This is a genomic window from Mycolicibacterium flavescens, from assembly GCF_001722335.1.
In the GTDB taxonomy this organism is placed as follows: Bacteria; Actinomycetota; Actinomycetes; order Mycobacteriales; family Mycobacteriaceae; genus Mycobacterium; species Mycobacterium flavescens.
Genome location: NZ_MIHA01000012.1, coordinates 111,372 through 128,717, shown reverse-complemented (window position 1 = coordinate 128,717; position 17,346 = coordinate 111,372). Strand labels below are relative to the sequence as shown.

Here is a 17,346-nt window from a genome sequence, read left to right as displayed (position 1 = left end):
GTCAGCCGAACAGCACCGCGGGGTTGAGGTATCCGGTCGGGTCGAACGCGGCTTTGACGGTGCGCATCGCGGCGATGTCGGCGTCGCTGCGCGACATCGTCACGTAGTCACGCTTCTTCGTGCCGACGCCGTGCTCGGAGCTGACGTTGCCGCCGTGGGTGGCGATCAGCTCCATCATCGCCGCGTACAGCGCATGCTCGCGTGCCCCGTCGAGCGTGCAGCGCACCAGGTTCAGGTGCAGGTTGCCCTCGCCGATGTGGCCGAACAGCACCGGGATCGCCTCCTCGGCGTGCTCACCGACGAGGGCGACGGCGTCGTCGGCGAAACCCGGGATGGATGAAAGCGGAAGCGATACATCGAATTTCAGCGGCGGACCGTACACGCCGAGAACTTCGGCGACGGCTTCGCGGACCTGCCAGAGCCGCTGCTGGGCGGTCGGGTCGACCCCGACCGCGGGCTCACCGCACAGGTCGACGGTCTCGATCGCGTCGGCCAGCCGCTCGGTCTGATCGGAGTCGCCGGCCAGTTCCACCAGCAGCAGCCAGGCGCCGTCGACCGGTGCGGGCACCCCGGCGTGCTCGGCGGTCAGCGTGCCGGCGCGCCCGTCGATCATCTCCAGCGCGGCGATCCCGTCGAGGTCGCGGAACACCCGGCCGGCGGCCACCAGCGCGGCCAGGTCGGCGAACCCGCACACCGCCGTGACGCGGTGCGGCGGCGCCGGGTGCAGACGCAGGTCGAGCGCGGTGATGACGCCGAGGGTGCCTTCGGCGCCGACGAACAGCGAGGCCAGGTCGTAGCCGGTGTTGTCCATCCGCACCCGGCTGTGCCGTCGCACCACCGAACCGTCGGGCAGCGCGACGTCGAGCCCGATGACCTGTTCGCCCATGTTCCCGTAGCGCACGGTGCGCAGCCCGCCGGCGTTGGTCGAGGCCATCCCGCCGACGGTCGCGGTGTCGCGGGCGGCGAGGTCGACGCCGAACACCAGCCCCGCCGCGGCGGCTGCGCGCTGCACCTCGGCCAGGGTCACGCCCGCGCCCACCGAGATCCGCCGCTCGGTCGCGTCGACCTCGCCGATCTCGTGCAGCCGCTCGGTGGACAGCAGCACATCGTCGTGCTCGGGCACGGTGCCGGCCACCAGCGAGGTACGTCCGCCCTGGACGGTGACGTAGGCGCCCGCCTGCCGGCACGCCGCCAGCACCGCGGCCACCTCGTCGGCCGAACCGGGCCGCACCAGCGCGCCGGCCCGGCCCCGGTACCGTCCGGTGTGGTCGACGCTGCGCCCGGCGAGCACATCGGGATCGGTGCTGACGTAGGTCTCGCCGACGACCTGCGCCAGTCGCTCGGTGACGGTCATCCCGACGGTGTATCACACGGGGCCAGCGACAGGAACGCGCCCAGTTCGATCAGCCGGTCGGGGGTGCCGGGCAGATACTCGGTGAGCGTTTCCGAGCGCACGACGACGCTGAGGTACTGGGCCCGGCTGATCGCGACGTTGAGACGGTTCCTGTTGAGCAGGAACGAGATTCCGCGCGGCACATCGTCGATGGAGGACGCCGTCATCGACACGAACACCACCGGCGCCTGCCTGCCCTGGAACTTGTCGACGGTCCCGACCGGAACCTCGGGCAACCCCGCCGCCGCGAAGTGGTCACCCAGCAGCATCACCTGCGCGTTGTAGGGCGCGACCACCAGCACGTCGGACTGGGTCAGCGGACGGGTGCCGTTCTCGTCGGTCCAGTCGGTGCCCAGCAGCGTGGTGGTCGCCGCGACGATCGCCTCCGCCTCTTCCGGGCTGGCCGTGGAGTTGCCGTCGTGGGCGACGGTGAGCATCCGCACCCCGGGCTCGTGGCCGTGCAGTCGGCGGGCGGCCGGCTTGCCCTCGGCGGGCAGCAGCCGCCCCTCGTAGGCCAGCCGCGACACCGGCGCGCAGACGGCCGGATGCATCCGGAAGGAGCGGTCCAGGAAGTAGCCGAGTTCTTCGGGCAGCGTGTGGTGTTCACCGACGAGCCAGCCCAGCGCCGAGGCGTCGACGGGTTCGGGGTGGTGTCCCTGACTGACCTGTGGCAGCTGCTGCGGATCGCCGAGCAGCATCAGGTTGTCGGCGGCCCTGGCCACGGCGATCGTGTTGGCCAGGCAGAACTGGCCGGCCTCCTCGATCACCAGCAGGTCCAGGCTCTTCGCTTCGACGCGCGCGTCGTTCGCGAAATCCCATGCGGTACCGCCGATCACACAGCCCGGGTGGTCGGCGATGAACGACGCGTACTCGTCCTTGTCGATCGCCTGGCAGCCGACGTCGTCGGGGCAGTTCTTCTTCGCGATCCGGGCCGGGTCGACGCCCGCTGTGACGAGCCCGCGAAACAGGTTCTCCACCACCGCATGTGACTGCGCGACCACCCCGACCCGCCACTGGTGCTCGGTCACCAGCGCGGCGATGATGCGCGCCGCGGTGTAGGTCTTGCCGGTGCCGGGCGGCCCGTGCACGGCCAGGTACGACGAATCCAGGTCCAGCACCGCGTCGGTGATCACCCGCGCGGTGTCGTCGGCGCCGGGGCGGGGCAGCGGGGCGCCGCTGCGGGTGCGCGGGGGCCGGCGCAGCAGCAGGTCGACGACGGCGTTGTGCGGCAGATCCGGCAGAGTGGCGGCGATCTCGGCGGCCGCGGCGTCGATGGCCTCACGCAGTTTCTTGGTCCCGATGATCGAGCGCGGGGCCAGCGCGAACGGCAGCTGGTCGAAAGTGCCTTCGGTCGTTTCGCGTTCGCAGATCACGACTTCGGTCGGCACGGCGTCGTCGTCGACCTCGCGGACCTCGGCGTTGCCCGCGGCGCGCCGGTCGGCGTTGTCGGCCATGCCGGCCGGCGAGGGCGGTTCGTAGAGCGCGAACACGTCGCTGTTGAGGGCGCCGCTGTCCAGCGCGCCGGTCAGCCGCACCCAGCGCTGCTGTTTGCGCGCGCGGTTCGACGGCAGATGCCAGTCCTGGATGACCTCCGCGGTGTCGACCAGGAACACGTCGGAGGTGTCGCCCCATTCGTCGACGGGGTTGTTGAGCCGGTCGAAGTGCGCCCACCAGAACGGCTTGTCCTCGCGGCGGTGGTACCCGCGGGCGGCGGCGACCAGCGCCACCGCGGTCTGTTCGGCGCTGCGCGGTTCGACGCCGTCGCCGGCGAAGTTCATCAGCGTACGGGCCAGGTCGTCGGTGTCCTCGACGGTGACGCCGTCGGTGACCGGCTGGGGGCCCAGCGGCGGGACGCTGGACTCGATCGCGATCTTGACCAGCCAGTCCCGCAGCCGGTGGGTCGAGCGGCAGTCGTAGCGGTTGTAGTCCTCGATCTGCTTGAGCAGGGTCGCGGCGTCGTCGTCGCGGCCGTCGGCGCGCAGTTCGGCGAACCGCGCGTACTGGGTGATCGACTCGGTGGCGGTGGTGACCTCGCCGGTGCGGAGCTCGTTGCCCATGTAGAGCGGTTCGAGCGACTTGAGGCTGTAGTTCTCGGTGCCGACGCGAATGGTCTTGCGCACCAACGGGTACAGGTCGACCAGCACGCCGCTGCGCAGCAGCTCGTCGACCTCGTCTTCGCCGACACCGTAGCGGCCGGCCAGCCGCAGCAGCGCGGTCTTCTCGTAGGGCGCGTAGTGGTAGACGTGCATCTTCGGGTACTTGCGGCGGCGCTGGCGCACGAGCTTGAGGAAGTCGACGAGGGCGCGGCGCTCCTCGGCGCGGTCGTGTGCCCACAGCGGCCGGAAGGTGCCGCCGGCCTCGAGCACGCCCCACAGGTACTCCAGGCCCCACTCGTGACCGTTGACGGTCCACAGCGGATCGCCTTCGAAGTCGAAGAACAGGTCGCCCCTGTCGGGGTCGGGCAGCAGGTTCAGCGGCTGCGGGTCGACGACCTCATACGGCGGTTTGCCGTCGACGCGCGGGGCGATCTGCAGCCGGGCCTGGGCGGTCAGCGCGGTGACGGTGCGCGCGGGGAGTTCGGGTACGGGGCCGTCGTGGCGGGCGAGTTCGGCGACGGTGGTGATGCCGGCGTCGTGCAGCCGGGCCCGCTGGCTGACCCGCATCCCGGCGACCAGTAGCAGGTCGTCGTTCGCGCGGACCTGGGTGTCGCATTCGGGGCAGCGGAAGCAGGCGCGCACGGACTCGTCGGCCCAGTCGACCGGTGCGCCGGAGGCGTAGTGGTCGTCGAGCAGGCGCTGCAGGGCCGCGCGGCGGGGGTGGTACACCGCGAGGAGTTCGTCGACGCGGTAGCTGGCGGTGGCGCCGTCGCCGAGGACCAGTTCGACATCGTCGGCGACCGGAACACCGGCCGCGGTCAGGGTTTCGGCGTAGGCGGCCAATTGCAGCAGCGCCTCGACCTTGACCGAGCGTGCGAGTTTGGTGTCCCGCAGCCGGTAGCGGTCGCCGTCGAGGATCAGGAAGTCGGCGAACCCGGCGAAGCGGCCGTCGAACATCGCGGCCTGGTAGATGACGGGGGCGCGGCGCTCGGCCGCCCGCATGGTCTGCTCGGCGGCGGCGGTGAGCCCGTCGACGGTGTAGGCGGGGCGGCCGATGACGGTGATGTCGGCGGTTTCGCGGAGCTCGTCGAGGTGACGACGCTCGTGCTCGTCGCCGAGACCGGCCGTGCGGGCGAGCAATTCGTCTTCCACCGAGACGGCCGGGCCGCGACCGAGTTTGGCGTCGAACGAGCGCAGCAGCGCGTACTCGCAGCGGGCGGCGGCGGCGAGGTCGGACGCGCTGTATATCACCCGGTCGGAGGCGACGAACATGTCGCAACTGTAGGTGAGCCCTGCGACACCACCCTCTTGCCTTTCTTGGCGCGAACGTGGGTTACCCGCACGCCATCGGCGACTTTTGCGTGACGCGAGCCCACACTCGGCCCGCACCAGCGCTCTATCCCCAACACCGCGTCCATCCACAAATTCGCCGTACGAACCGTCGTCACCGGCAATCGGTGCGATCGCGGGTCGACAGTCGTCGCATGCTCACAGAACCGTTCATCGGAACCGAAGCGGTGGCGTCCGGACTGGTGACCCGCCGGACGCTGGTCAGCCGCCACGACATGATCTATCGCAACGTCTACGTGCCCAAGGGCGTCGAGCTGACCGCCGAACTGCGCGCCCGGGCCGCGTGGTTGTGGTCCGGACGCCACGCCACGCTCGCCGGAATGTCGGCCGCGGCGCTGTACGGATCGAAATGGATCCGCCCGCAGCTCCCCGCCGAGCTGATCCGCCCCGAGGCCTGCGCGGTCGACGGAATCCTCATCCACCGGGCGAAACTGCGCGACGACGAGGTCGGCGCCGTCGGTGGGATGCCGGTGACGACGCCGGCGCGCACCGCCTTCGACATCGGGCGCCGACCCGGGCTCGAGCGCGCGATCGTCCGGGTCGACGCGCTCGCCAACGCCACCGGTCTCAAGGCGGTCGAGGTCGAACGCCTGGCCGAGACCCGTCGCGGCGCCCGCGGCATCGTCCAACTGCGGCGGGTGGTGGACCTGATGGACGGCGGCGCCGAGTCGACGCAGGAAACCCGCACCCGCCTGCTGCTGATCGCCGCCGGGTTCCCGCGGCCGCGGACGCAGATTCTCGTCGTCGACGAATACGGTCTGCTCGTCGGCCGCGTCGACATGGGCTGGGACGAATTCAAGGTCGGCGTCGAGTATGACGGTCCGCAGCACTGGGATGACCCCGATCAGCATGCCCGCGACATCGACCGGCTCGCCGGGCTGGCCGCCGCCGGGTGGCTGATCATCCGGGTCAGCAAGGACCTGCTGCGCTACCGGCCGCACGTCTTCCTGGCCCGGGTGCGCGACGCCATGCAGTCGCGGGGATGGCCGCACGCGGACCGGATTCGGCTCGACGCGCGAGTGTCCTGGCTCAACCCACGCTGAGGTCCGCCGAGTGTGGGCTCAATACACGCCTCGAGCCGCGAAGGCGTGCGGGTAACCCACGTTCGGCCGACTTCAAGAGCCCGTGTTGCCGATCAGCTCCACGCCGTTGCCGTTCCAGCGGAACTTCACCACGCTGTCGAGCCCCGGGATGCCGTTGGAGTACCGCAGCGCGATCGTGTCGCCGGTGCTCACGGTCTCGTCGATCCCGTTGAAGCCGTAGGTGTCCGGCACGCCGCTCGGGATGAACTTGCCGAGGTGGAACATCACCGCGCGGGTGTTGGGGTTCTCGGCGTTGGTGTTGGCCTTGACGATGACGACCGACAGCGGCGCGCACTCGTTGTAGTTCCCGGCGATCGGCTCGGGGTTCCAGGCCTGATCGCTGCGCGGATCGCGGGGCAGCTCGGCCACGGCGCGGGCGATCTCGGGCGCGGCGAGGTTGACCGCGCACGGGTCGGACCCCGCCGCGGGACCGGGCGCCGCGACGGTCGGTGCCGGAGCCGCAGCAGAAGACGCGGGCGGCGGCGCCGCGTCCGGGGTCTTGGACACCGTGGAGTCACCGGAGCCGCACCCGGCGACAAGGATCGCCGCGACCCCGATCGCGCTGGAGAACCGAAGGGTGCGTTTCACCTGAGCCACCCTTGCAAATCACGCCGGACACGTCGCGCCGACACACCGCGCGCCGCCGAGCGAGCGCCCTGCGGCGTGCGTGGCGGGCGAGCGCGCCCGGGGGCACTAGACTCAGTTCCCGATGACGTCCTCCGAGCCGGACCCGGCCAACGCCGATCGCACCTTTGATGACCTGCAGATTCACCCGTCGGTCCTGCAGGCGGTTCGTGACGTCGGATACGAGACCCCGTCGCCGATCCAGGCCGCCACGATCCCCGCGATGATGGCGGGCTCCGACGTCGTCGGCCTGGCGCAGACCGGCACCGGCAAGACCGCCGCGTTCGCGATCCCGATCCTGTCCAAGATCGACACCGCGAGCCGGGCCACCCAGGCGCTGGTCCTCGCACCGACCCGCGAGCTGGCGTTGCAGGTCGCCGAGGCGTTCGGCCGCTACGGCGCCCACCTGCCCGACGTCAACGTGTTGCCGATCTACGGCGGCTCGTCCTACGGCCCGCAGCTGGCCGGCCTCAAGCGGGGTGCGCAGGTCGTCGTCGGCACCCCCGGCCGGGTGATCGACCACCTCGAGAAGGGTCGTCTCGACCTGTCCCGACTGGACTACCTGGTGCTCGACGAGGCCGACGAGATGCTGACCATGGGCTTCGCCGAGGAAGTCGAACGCATCCTCGCCGACACCCCCGAGTACAAGCAGGTCGCGTTGTTCTCCGCGACGATGCCGCCGGCGATCCGCAAGATCACCACCAAGTACCTGCACGACCCGGTCGAGGTCACGGTCAAGGCCAGGACGCAGACCGCCGAGAACATCACGCAGCGCTACGTCCAGGTCGCCGGGGCCCGCAAGATGGACGCCCTGACCCGGCTGCTCGAGGTCGAACCGTTCGAGGCGATGATCGTGTTCGTCCGGACCAAACAGGCCACCGAGGAGGTCGCCGACCGGCTCAAGGCGCGCGGTTTCGCGGCCGCCGCCATCAACGGCGACATCCCGCAGGCGGTCCGGGAGCGCACCATCAACGCGCTCAAGGACGGCTCCATCGACATCCTGATCGCCACCGACGTCGCCGCCCGCGGTCTGGACGTCGAACGCATCTCGCATGTGCTGAACTACGACATCCCGCACGACCCCGAGTCCTACGTGCACCGGATCGGGCGGACCGGCCGGGCCGGGCGTTCGGGGGCCGCGCTGCTGTTCGTCACCCCGCGCGAACGCCACCTGCTCAACGCGATCGAGCGGGTGACCCGCCAGAAGCTCAGCGAGACCGACCTGCCGACCGTCGATGACGTCAACGAGAAGCGGGTCGCCAAGTTCCGCGACTCGATCACCGCGGCGCTGGCGTCGCCGGGGATCGACCTGTTCCGCACGCTGATCGAGGCCTACGAACGCGACCACGACGTGCCGATGGCCGACATCGCCGCCGCGCTGGCGCTGCAGAGCCGCGACGGCGAAGAGTTCCTGATGACCGAGCCGCCGCCGGAGAAGCGCAAGGAGCGACGCGACAAGCGCGACACCGACGACCGCGGCCCGCGCAAACCCCGTGAGCGGCGCAGCGATCTGGCGACCTACCGCATCGCGGTCGGCAAGCGGCACAAGGTGGCTCCCGGCGCGATCGTCGGCGCCATCGCCAACGAGGGCGGCCTGCACCGCAGCGACTTCGGCCACATCGCGATCAAACTGGACTACTCCCTGGTCGAACTGCCCGCCAAGCTTCCGAATAAGACGCTGAAGGCGTTGGAGAACACCAGGATTCAGGGACAGCTGATCAACCTCGAACCCGATCGCGGGCCCAAACCGCACCGGGGGAAGTACAAGTCGAAGTGACGGTGTCCGACCGGGGCGTCGACGTCAGCGGCGGGCTGGAGTCGGTCACCCCCGGACGGGTCGCCTCGCTCACCGGGGTGCGCGCGGTGGCCGCGCTGCTGGTGATGGCCACCCACGCGGCCTACACGGTCGGCAAGTATCCGCAGGGCTACGTCGGGCTGGTCTACTCCCGGATGGAGATCGGCGTCCCGATCTTCTTCGTGCTCAGCGGTTTTCTGCTGTTCTCGCCGTGGGTGTCGGCCGCCGCGTCCGGCCGGTCGGCGCCGTCGGTGCGCCGCTACGCCTGGCGCCGGGTACGCCGCATCATGCCCGCCTACGTCGTCACCGTGCTGGCGGCCTACCTCGTGTACCACTTCCGCACCGCGGGCCCGAACCCCGGGCACACCTGGGAGGGGTTGTTCCGCAACCTCACTCACACCCAGATCTACACCGACAACTATCTGTATTCGTATCTGCACCAGGGTCTTACGCAGATGTGGAGCCTGGCGGTCGAGGTCGCGTTCTACGTCGTGCTGCCGCTGCTGGCGTGGTTGCTGCTGGCGGTGTTGTGCCGACGGCAGTGGCGGCCGAGTCTGCTGATCGCCGGTCTGCTCGGGTTGGCGGCGCTCACCCCGGCGTGGCTGATCCTGGTGCACACCACCACTTTTCTGCCCGACGGCGCCCGGCTGTGGCTGCCGGGCTACCTCGCCTGGTTCGTCGGCGGGATGCTGCTGGCGGCGCTGAAACCGCTCGGGGTGCGGGCGTATGCGCTGGTGTGCGTTCCGCTGGCGGTGGTCTCGTACTTCATCGCCTCGACGCCGATCGCGGGGGAGCCGACCACGTCGCCGGCGGGGCTGAGCGAGGCGCTGGTCAAGGCGATGTTCTACGCGGTGATCGCGACGCTGGTGGTGGCGCCGCTCGCACTGCCGGCCGGTGCGGGCCTGTACAACCGGTTCCTGGCCAGCCGGCCGATGGTGTTCCTGGGTGAGATCTCCTACGAGATCTTCCTGATCCACCTCGTGACGATGGAGTTGGTGATGGTCGAGGTCCTGCACTACCCGATCTACACCGGATCGTTCTTCTGGCTGTTCGCGATCACGTTCGTGGTGACCGTGCCGCTGTCGTGGCTGCTGCACCGCTTCACCCGGGTCAAACCCGGCTGACCGACGCGGGCGCACCTCTGGCCGCCAATCCGAATTAGGGTAGCCTAACTGGCACACCCGATACGGAGAGGCACTTATGTCGGACAAGAAACCAACGCGCGGTTTCCAGGGCGCGGTGCTCAAACTGCTGCGCGCGGGTGACTACCAGCTCACGGTGACGGGCAGGCGCGAGATCAGCCCGCACTATCTGCGGCTGAGTTTCGATGCCGGCGGCATGCTCGCCGACCGGCCGCTGCACCCGACGATGTGGATCCGCATGTGGTTCGCCGACGGTGAGAAGCAGCATCAGCGCGGCTACACGCTGGTCGACCCGAACCCGGCCGCCGACACCGTGGACATCGAGTTCGCGATACACGACGGTGTGGCGTCGAACTGGGCGCAGAACGCGCAGCCCGGCGACACCATCGAGGTGACCGTGCTGGGCAGCAATTTCACGCTGCCCGAGCCGCCGCCCGCCGGGTACGTGATCGTCGGTGACACCGCGTCGCTGCCGGCGATCAACTCGCTGCTGACCGCGATCGGTGACGCCCCGGCGCGGGTGTTCCTGGAGGCCGGCTACGACGACGACAAGCAACTGCCGGTGGCCCGCAGCCGCGACGTGGTGTGGGTGGACCGCAAGAACGCCGGCGAGGCGCTGGTGGAGGCGGTCCGCGCCGCCGCGTTCGACGCCTCCGACCACTTCGGCTGGGTGGCGTGCGACAACCGCACCACCCGCGCGGTGGCCAAGGTACTGCGCGAGGACTACAAGATCGGCAAGAAGTCGATCAAGGCGCAGGCGTACTGGGTGGCCTGACCCGGGTCAGCGGGTGACCTGGCGGCGCACAGCCTGCCGGTCGCCGAGCCGACGACGTATCAGCGGCACCGCCATCGACGCCACCAGCGCGATCACGACGGTGGCCCACAGCACGATGGTGATCGGCCCGGACACCAGGATCGACGGATCGCCCTCGGACAGCGTGAGCGCGCGGCGCAGCTGCTGTTCGGCCAGCGGGCCGAGGATCAGGCCGACGACCGCGGGCGCCACCGGGATCTTCGCCTGCATCATCAGCAGTCCGAGAAGACCTATGGCGCACAGGATCAGCAGGTCGAACGTCGTGCCGCCGGTGGCGAACGTGCCCAGCGTCGCGAACACCAGCACACCGGCGTAGATACCGTAGGCGGGCACCGTCAGCAGCCGCGCCCACACCTTGGCCAGCGGCAGGTTGAGCACCAGCAGCATCACGTTGCCGATGTAGAGGCTGGCGATCAGCGCCCACACCAGCGGCCCGGACTCGCTGAACAGTTCGGGGCCGGGCTGCAGCCCGTACGACTGGAACGCGACCAGGATGACCGCGGCGGTGGCCGAGGTCGGCAACCCGATGGTCAGCAGCGGCACCAGCACACCGGCGGCGGCGGCGTTGTTGGCCGCTTCCGGTCCGGCGACGCCCTCGATGGCGCCGTGACCGAACTCCTCGGGGTGCTTGCTCAGCCGTTTCTCGGTGGCGTAGCTGAGGAAGGTCGGCACCTCGGCGCCGCCGGCGGGCAGCGCGCCGATCGGGAAGCCGTAGGCGGTGCCGCGCAGCCACGCCGGCCACGACCGCCGGAAATCCTCGCGGGTCAGCAGCGCCCGTCCGCGCAGCGGTTCGACGGTGGTGCCGCCGGAGCCGGTGAGCAGATGGCGGAACGCCTCGCCGAGCGCGAACAGCGCGATCACCACGATCACCACGTCGATGCCGTCGAGCAGCGAGTCGATCCCGAACGTCAGCCGCGGCTGCCCGGTCTGGCTGTCGATGCCGATCAGGCCGATCGTCACACCGACGAGCAGGCTGGCGCCGCCCTTGATCAGGTTGTCGCCCAGCAGCGCGCTGACGGTCACGAACGCGACGGCCATCAGCGCGACGTACTCGGGCGGGCCGAAGCTGGTCGCGAAGTCGGCGACGGCAGGCGCGACGAACGTCAGCGCGATGGTGCCGATGGTGGCCGCGACGAAGCTGCCGATCGCCGCGGTCGCCAGCGCCGAGGCCGCCCGCCCGGCGCGCGCCATCTTGTTGCCCTCCAAGGCCGTCACCATCGACGCGCTCTCGCCGGGCACGTTGAGCAGGATCGCGGTGGTCGACCCGCCGTACATGCCGCCGTAGTAGATCCCGGCGAACAGGATCAGCGCGCTGGCCGGGTCGAGCCGGAACGTGATCGGCAGCAGCAGCGCGACGGTCAGCGCGGGACCGATGCCGGGCAGGACGCCGACCGCGGTGCCGATCGTGACGCCGAGCAGCGCCCACAGCAGATGGCTGGGTGTGATCGCGGTGGCGAATCCGTCGAGGAGCAGGGTCAGCGCGTCCACGTCAGAACCCCCACGGCCCGGCGGGCAGGGTGAGCCCGATCAGCCGGTCGAAGACCAGGAACACGATCGCGGCCAGCGCCCAGCCGTAGGCGACGGTTTGCCAGAACGCCGGTGCGCCGAGCAGCATCGCCGCGGCGACGAACAGCGCCGCGGAGCTGACCACATAGCCGAGAACCGGTAGCAGCACCGCGAAGAGCACCAGCGCGGCGACCATCGCGAGCAGCCGCAGACCGGCCCGCGCCTGATAGGGCCGACCGGTCTCGGCCTGCGCCCACTTCATCCGCGACTGCACCAGCAGCGCGGCGCCGATCACGCCGAGCAGCGCGCCCACCGGCAGCGGTACCACCGCGGGCCCGACCGCGGCGTTCGTCTCCGGGAGCCGGGCGGCGTCGACGATCACCAGGACGGCCGCGATCACCATCAGCGCGCCGAACGCCGCCGACGCCAGCACGGTGGCGCGGTCGTCTTGGCCGGACGCCTCGGCCTCGGAGTCCTGCTGTGTGTCAGTCATTTCCGATCACCCCAAGCCGATCTCGTCGAGCACCTGCTTGACCCGGGCCTGCTCCTCGCGCACGAAGACCTCGAACTCCTCACCTGCCAGCGTCGCCTCACCCCAGCCGCGGTCGGCCAGGATGTCCTGCCATGTCTGGGTTTTCGTCATGTCGACCAGCGCCGTCTCCAATGCGGACTCCTGCTCGTCGGTGATTCCCTTGGGCGCGACGACACCGCGCCAGTTCTGCAGTTCGACGTCCATGCCGGCCTCGCGCATCGTCGGCACGTCGGGTAGCCCGTCCAACCGTTCGGGGCTGGAGACCGCCAGCGCCCGAACCTCGCCGGAGTCGATCTGCGGCTGGATCTCCGAGACGCCCGAGATGGCCAGCGTCGACCGGCCGGACAGCAGGGTGCTGAGCATCTCGCCGCCGCCGGAATGGGCCACGTAGGAAAGCTGCGACGGATCGGCTCCGACCGCGTTGGCCATCAGGCCGGCGAGGATCTGCTCGGCGCCGCCGGCCGAACCGCCCGCGATCGAGACCGCGCGCAGATCGGCCCGCATGGCGTCGGCGACGTCGGCCAGCGTGGTCAGCGGCGAGTCCTTGGGCACGACGATGATCTGGTAGTCGGTGGTCAGCCGGGCCAGCGGGGTGGTGTCGTCCAGCGAGTACGGGGAGTGGTTGGCGACGACCGCGCCGACCATGATCAAGCCGGTGGCCATCAGCTGTGACGGGTCGCCGTCGAAGCGGACGAACTGGCTGAGGCCGATCGTGCCGCCAGCGCCGGAGACGTTGTAAACCTCGGTGCGCCCGACGATTTCGCGCAGCGACTCCTGCATGGCCCGCGCAGTCTGGTCCCACCCGCCGCCGGGCGACGCGGGAGCCATGATCCGCAGCTGCTGACCGCCCAGGGGGTTCTCCGCGGTCGCGTCGTCGTTGGGCGCCGTCACCACGATCGCCACGGTGGCCGCAACCGCGACCACGGCCGGTACCCACCGACGTAGAAGTGTCATCGAAACAACCTTTGGTCGACGTGCGTATGCAAATGTATACACTCGTGGTCGTTCGGCACAAGGTTTCGGGAGGGGCGGCCATGACTGCAGCCGCGTACGACGTCGTCGTGGTCGGCGGCGGCAACGCCGGGTTCTCGGCGGCCCACGCGGCCGCCCAGCGCGGCAGACGTGTCGTGCTGCTCGAGCGCGGCACCGCCGAAATGGCCGGGGGCAACAGCTTTTTCACTGCCGGAGCGACCCGGATCAACCACGCGGGTTTGCCCGACCTCCTCGACTTCATCGAACCCGACGAGCGCCACGACCGCACCGAGGTGCCGCCCTACAGCTCCCAGGAGTATCTCGCCGACCTGGTGAAGGTCACCGAGGGCCGCACCGACGCCGAGCTGGCCGGTGTGCTGGTCACCGAGGCGCAGGACGCGGTGCGCTGGCTGCACTCACTGGGGCTGCGCTACCGGCTGATGTACGAGCGCCAGGCCTACGCGCGCCCGGACGGCAGCTACCTGTTCTGGGGCGGGCTGCACGTCGGCAACGTCGGGGGCGGTGAGGGACTGATCGCCGACCACACCCGCGTCGCGGCCGAACTCGGCACCGAGGTCCGCTACGGGTGCCGCGCGACGGGTCTGGTGGTCGACAACGGCCGCGTCGTCGGGGTGGACGTCGAGCAGGACGCGGGGCAGGCACGGTTGACCGCCGACAGCGTGGTCCTGGCCTCGGGCGGTTTCGAATCCAACCCGCAGTGGCGCGAGCAGTTCCTGGGCCCGGGCTGGGGTAACGCCAAAGTCCGTGGCACGCCGTACAACACGGGCGACATGATTGCGGCGGCGTTGGCGATCGGCGCGGCCGAGGGCGGCGACTGGTCGACGGCGCACAGCGTCCAGTGGGATGCGTTCACACCGGACAACGAGTCCAACCGCGAACTCACCAACCGGCTCACCCGCCAGAGCTATCCGCTGGGCGTGATCGTCAACCGCGACGGGAAGCGGTTCGTCGACGAGGGTGCCGACTTCCGCAACTACACCTACGCGAAGTACGGCGAGCGGATCCTCAAACAGCCGGGCTCGATCGCCTACCAGGTCTTCGACGCGACGCTGCGCCCGATGCTGCGCAGCGAGGAGTACGACATGCCGGGCATCAGCGTGGTGCAGGCCGACTCGCTCGAGGAACTGGGGCGTGCGCTCGACGTCGACGAGCGCCAGTTCGTCGCGACGATCACCGAGTACAACGCGTCGATCGACACGTCCATCCCGTTCGACCCCACCGTCAAGGACGGCCGCGCGGCACGGGTGGACCCGCCGAAGAGCAACTGGGCCACGCCACTTCAGACGCCGCCGTTCTACGCCTACCCGGTCACATGCGGGATCACGTTCACCTTCGGCGGGCTCAAGGGCGACGTCGACGGCCGCGTGCTCGACACCTCCGGTGACCCGATCCCCGGCCTGCTGGTGTGCGGTGAGGCCCTCGGCGGGCTGTTCAGCGGCAACTACCCGGGTGGGTCGGGACTGGCCGCGGGTATGGTGTTCGGTCGGCGCGCCGGCCGCCTGGCCTAGCGCGAGAGGACGGACGGTGGCCACGAGTCTGTACGACGAACTGCGCGAGGCGATCCTCACCGGGCGGTTCGCCCCGGGGCAGGTGCTGTCGGAGAACGCGTTGGCCGCCGAGTTCGGTCGCAGCCGCACACCGGTGTGGGAAGCATTGCACCGCCTGGAGATCGAGGCGCTCGTCGAACGGGCGCCGCGCGGGGTCCGGGTGCGGACGTCCTCGCCCGAGGAGATCCTCGACATCTACGAGGTGCGGATCACGCTGGAGGGGGCGGCGGCCAAGGCGGCGGCCGAGCGGGCGACCGAACTGGACCGCACGCGGCTGCGGTCGGCGCAGCAGGCGATGATCGACGCCGAGGACACCCCCGAGGCGAAAGCGGCCGCCAACCGCCGCTTCCACGAAGCGGTGTGGACGGCCAGCCACAACCCGACGCTGGTGGATCTGTTGCGCCGGCTCAACATTCACCTGGTCCGGTATCCCACCACCACGCTCACCCACGGCGACCGGTGGGATGCGGTGCTGCGCGAGCACGAGGAACTGCTCGGCGCGATCGAGGCCGGCGACGGGGAGTCCGCGCGCCGTATCGCCGAGCACCACATGTTCGGGGCACGCGAGGTGCGGCTGCGCATGTACGCCGCCGGGGAGCACCCCGAGAACTAGGCGGTGGCCTCGCGCGCGCCCGGCAGCACGATCGGCACGACGAACTCCTCGAGCATCGCGCGCTCGTCCTCCTCGTCGTGGCCCGGGAACAGGAACAGTGAGGTCATCACCCGCACCAGCCACCGGGCGCGGTGTCCCACCAGATCCGGTTCGTCGGGGCCCAGCGAGATGATGAACGCTTCGGTCAGCGCCTTGATCACCTCGGACTGTTCGGCCATCTCGGCGCCGATCGGTCGCTGGCTGGTGGCGAACCACGATGCCAGCGCGGGGCTTTCGCGGACGTTGCGCAGCGAGGCCAGCATGCCCTCGATCAGCCGGTCACGCGGATCGGTGACCGCGTTGATCTGCTCGGTCATCTCGCGGTAGAGCCGGTAGCTCTCGCGGTGCACGTAGGCGGTGTAGAGCGCGTCGCGGTTCTCGAAGTAGCGGTACAGCGTGGCCCGCGAACACCCGGCCGCCGAGGCGATCTCGTGCATCCCGACGGTCGCCGCCTCCTTCTCGGCGAACAGTTCGCCCGCGGCGTCGAGGATGCGGTCGGCGGCCACCTCGGTGCGCCTCGCCGCCAGCCAGTCACCGGCCATCAGCGGATCACCGTCATCGGCACCGACAGCGGCCGGCGCACGTAGCTGCCGCCGGACCAGACGATGCCGTCCTCGTCGACCTCGAAATCGGGTATCCGGGTGAGCAGTTCGGTCAGCGCCACCCGCGACTGCATGCGGGCGGCCGCCGCACCCAGGCAGTGGTGCGCGCCGTGGCTGAATGTCAGGATGTTGCGAGGCTTGCGGGTGACGTCGAGTTCGCCTGCATCGTCGCCGAATTGGCGCTCGTCGCGGTTGCCGGACCCGTAGAGGAACATGACGCGCCGGCCTTCGGGGATCGTCACACCTTCGACCGTGACGTCGCGGGTCACGGTGCGGCCCAGCATCTGCACCGGCGACGTCAGCCGCAGGAACTCGTCGACCGAGTCCGGGATCAACGACGGGTTCGAGGTCAGCAGCCGGCGTTGGTCGGGCCGCTGGTGCAGCAGTTGCACGGAGCCGCCGAGCATTCCGGTGGTGGTGTCGTTGCCGCCGGTGACCATGGTGAACGTGAACGCGAGGATCGACAGCACGCCCGCGATGTCGCCGTCGGCGCCGACGCCGGCGGCCACCAGGTGCGAGACCGTGTCGTCCTCCGGTTCGGTGCGCCGCTTCTCGATCAGCGCGGTGAAGTACGCCATCATCTCGCCGAGCTTGTCGCCAAGGGTCTCCAGCGCGCCGCCCAGCCCGCCTTCGGTGGTGTTGGCCGCGACGATCGCGTCGGTCCAGCCGTCGAACTTGCCGCGGTCGGCTTCGGGTACGCCGAGATAGTGCGCGACGACCATGGACGGCAGCGGTTTGAACAGTTCGGCGACGATGTCGCCGCCGCCGTCGGCGCGCAGCCGTTCGATCCGTTCGACGACGTACTCGCGCACCTTGGGTTCGACGGCCTCGACCTGGCGCGGCGTGAAGCCCCGGGACACCAGCTTGCGGAACTCGGTGTGCACCGGCGGGTCCTGCATGACCATCGGCGGGTTGTCGGCCAGCCCGATCAGGTCGAGTTCGCCGTAGTTGACCGTCAGCCCCTGCGCCGAGGAGAAGGTTTCGTGGTCGCGCGCGGCGGCCCAGATGTCGGCGTGCCGGCTCATCACGTAGTAGTCCCCGGGTTCGGCACTGTCGGGCCGGTCGTCGGGGACCACGTGGTGGACCGGGTCGTGGTCGCGCAGCGCCGTGTACATCGGCCACGGGTCGGCCCAGGTGTCAGCCCCGGCCAGTTGGAACCGCACCGGCGAACCGTGAGACAGAGCAGCTGTCATGTCTCATTGGTACGACATTCCCCAG

The 17,346-nt window shown here is 70.1% G+C and carries 14 protein-coding genes; 6 read left to right on the top strand and 8 right to left on the bottom strand.

The genetic code is table 11. The features are described 5' to 3' along the window. Window position 1: 1 nt before the first annotated feature. Both BHQ18_RS17165 and BHQ18_RS17160 read right to left on the bottom strand, forming a co-directional pair. The gene (locus tag BHQ18_RS17165; protein ID WP_069414837.1) at window positions 2-1,354 is read right to left on the bottom strand and encodes an FAD-binding oxidoreductase; all 1,353 of its coding nucleotides are present in this window, start codon (window positions 1,352-1,354) and stop codon (window positions 2-4) included. After that, window positions 1,351-4,761 carry a TM0106 family RecB-like putative nuclease gene (locus tag BHQ18_RS17160; protein ID WP_069414836.1) on the bottom strand — a complete coding sequence of 1,137 codons (3,411 nt, stop codon included), beginning with the start codon at window positions 4,759-4,761 and terminating at the stop codon, window positions 1,351-1,353. Before BHQ18_RS17160 ends, BHQ18_RS17165 begins: the two co-directional genes overlap by 4 nt. Window positions 4,762-4,973: 212 nt before the next feature. On the opposite strand from BHQ18_RS17160, the gene BHQ18_RS17155 reads away from it, so the two are divergent. Further along, complete coding sequence (locus tag BHQ18_RS17155) at window positions 4,974-5,882, top strand: type IV toxin-antitoxin system AbiEi family antitoxin (RefSeq protein ID WP_069414835.1); 909 nt, start codon at window positions 4,974-4,976, stop codon at window positions 5,880-5,882. Window positions 5,883-5,954: 72 nt separating this feature from the next. On the opposite strand, the gene BHQ18_RS17150 is transcribed toward BHQ18_RS17155, so the two are convergent. Beyond that, window positions 5,955-6,509 (bottom strand): LppP/LprE family lipoprotein, encoded by a 555-nt coding sequence (locus BHQ18_RS17150; RefSeq protein WP_069414911.1) that lies wholly within the window; start codon window positions 6,507-6,509, stop codon window positions 5,955-5,957. Between the two features lie 121 nt (window positions 6,510-6,630). Here BHQ18_RS17150 and BHQ18_RS17145 point away from each other — a divergent pair, with 121 nt between their 5' ends. The 3 genes from BHQ18_RS17145 (at window position 6,631) to BHQ18_RS17135 (ending at window position 10,257) form a co-directional block, all read left to right on the top strand. Then, window positions 6,631-8,322, top strand: coding sequence for a DEAD/DEAH box helicase (locus BHQ18_RS17145; RefSeq protein ID WP_069414834.1), 1,692 nt, complete (start codon window positions 6,631-6,633; stop codon window positions 8,320-8,322). Beyond that, complete coding sequence (locus BHQ18_RS17140) at window positions 8,319-9,464, top strand: acyltransferase family protein (RefSeq protein WP_069414833.1); 1,146 nt, start codon at window positions 8,319-8,321, stop codon at window positions 9,462-9,464. The genes BHQ18_RS17145 and BHQ18_RS17140 overlap by 4 nt, the downstream gene beginning before the upstream one ends. Window positions 9,465-9,540: 76 nt before the next feature. Next, a complete protein-coding gene (locus BHQ18_RS17135; protein ID WP_069414832.1) occupies window positions 9,541-10,257 on the top strand; it encodes a siderophore-interacting protein in 717 nt (238 codons plus the stop codon). A gap of 6 nt (window positions 10,258-10,263) precedes the next feature. Here BHQ18_RS17135 and BHQ18_RS17130 read toward each other — a convergent pair whose 3' ends face one another. From BHQ18_RS17130 to BHQ18_RS17120, 3 genes are read right to left on the bottom strand one after another with little or no spacing between them, the layout of a single operon-like run. Continuing rightward, complete coding sequence (locus BHQ18_RS17130) at window positions 10,264-11,784, bottom strand: tripartite tricarboxylate transporter permease (RefSeq protein WP_069414831.1); 1,521 nt, start codon at window positions 11,782-11,784, stop codon at window positions 10,264-10,266. Window position 11,785: 1 nt separating this feature from the next. Continuing rightward, window positions 11,786-12,295 carry a tripartite tricarboxylate transporter TctB family protein gene (locus tag BHQ18_RS17125; RefSeq protein ID WP_069414830.1) on the bottom strand — a complete coding sequence of 170 codons (510 nt, stop codon included), beginning with the start codon at window positions 12,293-12,295 and terminating at the stop codon, window positions 11,786-11,788. A 6-nt stretch (window positions 12,296-12,301) separates the two neighbouring features. Continuing rightward, window positions 12,302-13,288 (bottom strand): Bug family tripartite tricarboxylate transporter substrate binding protein, encoded by a 987-nt coding sequence (locus BHQ18_RS17120; RefSeq protein ID WP_069414829.1) that lies wholly within the window; start codon window positions 13,286-13,288, stop codon window positions 12,302-12,304. Window positions 13,289-13,368: 80 nt separating this feature from the next. On the opposite strand from BHQ18_RS17120, the gene tcuA reads away from it, so the two are divergent. Then, on the top strand, window positions 13,369-14,835 hold the full coding sequence (gene tcuA, locus BHQ18_RS17115) for an FAD-dependent tricarballylate dehydrogenase TcuA (RefSeq protein WP_069414828.1): 1,467 nt from the start codon (window positions 13,369-13,371) through the stop codon (window positions 14,833-14,835). 16 nt (window positions 14,836-14,851) lie between these two features. Beyond that, entirely contained in the window at window positions 14,852-15,487 is a 636-nt protein-coding gene (locus tag BHQ18_RS17110) for a GntR family transcriptional regulator (RefSeq protein WP_205866128.1), read from the top strand. Here the strand turns inward: BHQ18_RS17110 and BHQ18_RS17105 are convergent. Both BHQ18_RS17105 and BHQ18_RS17100 read right to left on the bottom strand, forming a co-directional pair. Then, entirely contained in the window at window positions 15,484-16,068 is a 585-nt protein-coding gene (locus tag BHQ18_RS17105; protein ID WP_069414827.1) for a TetR/AcrR family transcriptional regulator, read from the bottom strand. The two genes, BHQ18_RS17110 and BHQ18_RS17105, sit on opposite strands and share 4 nt — an antisense overlap. Then, window positions 16,068-17,321, bottom strand: a complete 1,254-nt coding sequence (locus tag BHQ18_RS17100) for a cytochrome P450 (RefSeq protein ID WP_069414826.1) — start codon at window positions 17,319-17,321, stop codon at window positions 16,068-16,070. The genes BHQ18_RS17105 and BHQ18_RS17100 overlap by 1 nt, the downstream gene beginning before the upstream one ends. Window positions 17,322-17,346: the final 25 nt, after the last annotated feature.

What these genes read in the sequence shown, in the direction of transcription:
- BHQ18_RS17165 (WP_069414837.1), bottom strand. Translation starts at nt 1,354, where the DNA reads ATGACCGTCACCGAGCGACTGGCGCAGGTCGTCGGCGAGACCTACGTC.
- BHQ18_RS17160 (WP_069414836.1), bottom strand. Translation starts at nt 4,761, where the DNA reads ATGTTCGTCGCCTCCGACCGGGTGATATACAGCGCGTCCGACCTCGCC.
- BHQ18_RS17155 (WP_069414835.1), top strand. Translation starts at nt 4,974, where the DNA reads ATGCTCACAGAACCGTTCATCGGAACCGAAGCGGTGGCGTCCGGACTG.
- BHQ18_RS17145 (WP_069414834.1), top strand. Translation starts at nt 6,631, where the DNA reads ATGACGTCCTCCGAGCCGGACCCGGCCAACGCCGATCGCACCTTTGAT.
- BHQ18_RS17135 (WP_069414832.1), top strand. Translation starts at nt 9,541, where the DNA reads ATGTCGGACAAGAAACCAACGCGCGGTTTCCAGGGCGCGGTGCTCAAA.
- BHQ18_RS17125 (WP_069414830.1), bottom strand. Translation starts at nt 12,295, where the DNA reads ATGACTGACACACAGCAGGACTCCGAGGCCGAGGCGTCCGGCCAAGAC.
- BHQ18_RS17120 (WP_069414829.1), bottom strand. Translation starts at nt 13,288, where the DNA reads ATGACACTTCTACGTCGGTGGGTACCGGCCGTGGTCGCGGTTGCGGCC.
- tcuA (WP_069414828.1), top strand. Translation starts at nt 13,369, where the DNA reads ATGACTGCAGCCGCGTACGACGTCGTCGTGGTCGGCGGCGGCAACGCC.
- BHQ18_RS17105 (WP_069414827.1), bottom strand. Translation starts at nt 16,068, where the DNA reads ATGGCCGGTGACTGGCTGGCGGCGAGGCGCACCGAGGTGGCCGCCGAC.
- BHQ18_RS17100 (WP_069414826.1), bottom strand. Translation starts at nt 17,321, where the DNA reads ATGACAGCTGCTCTGTCTCACGGTTCGCCGGTGCGGTTCCAACTGGCC.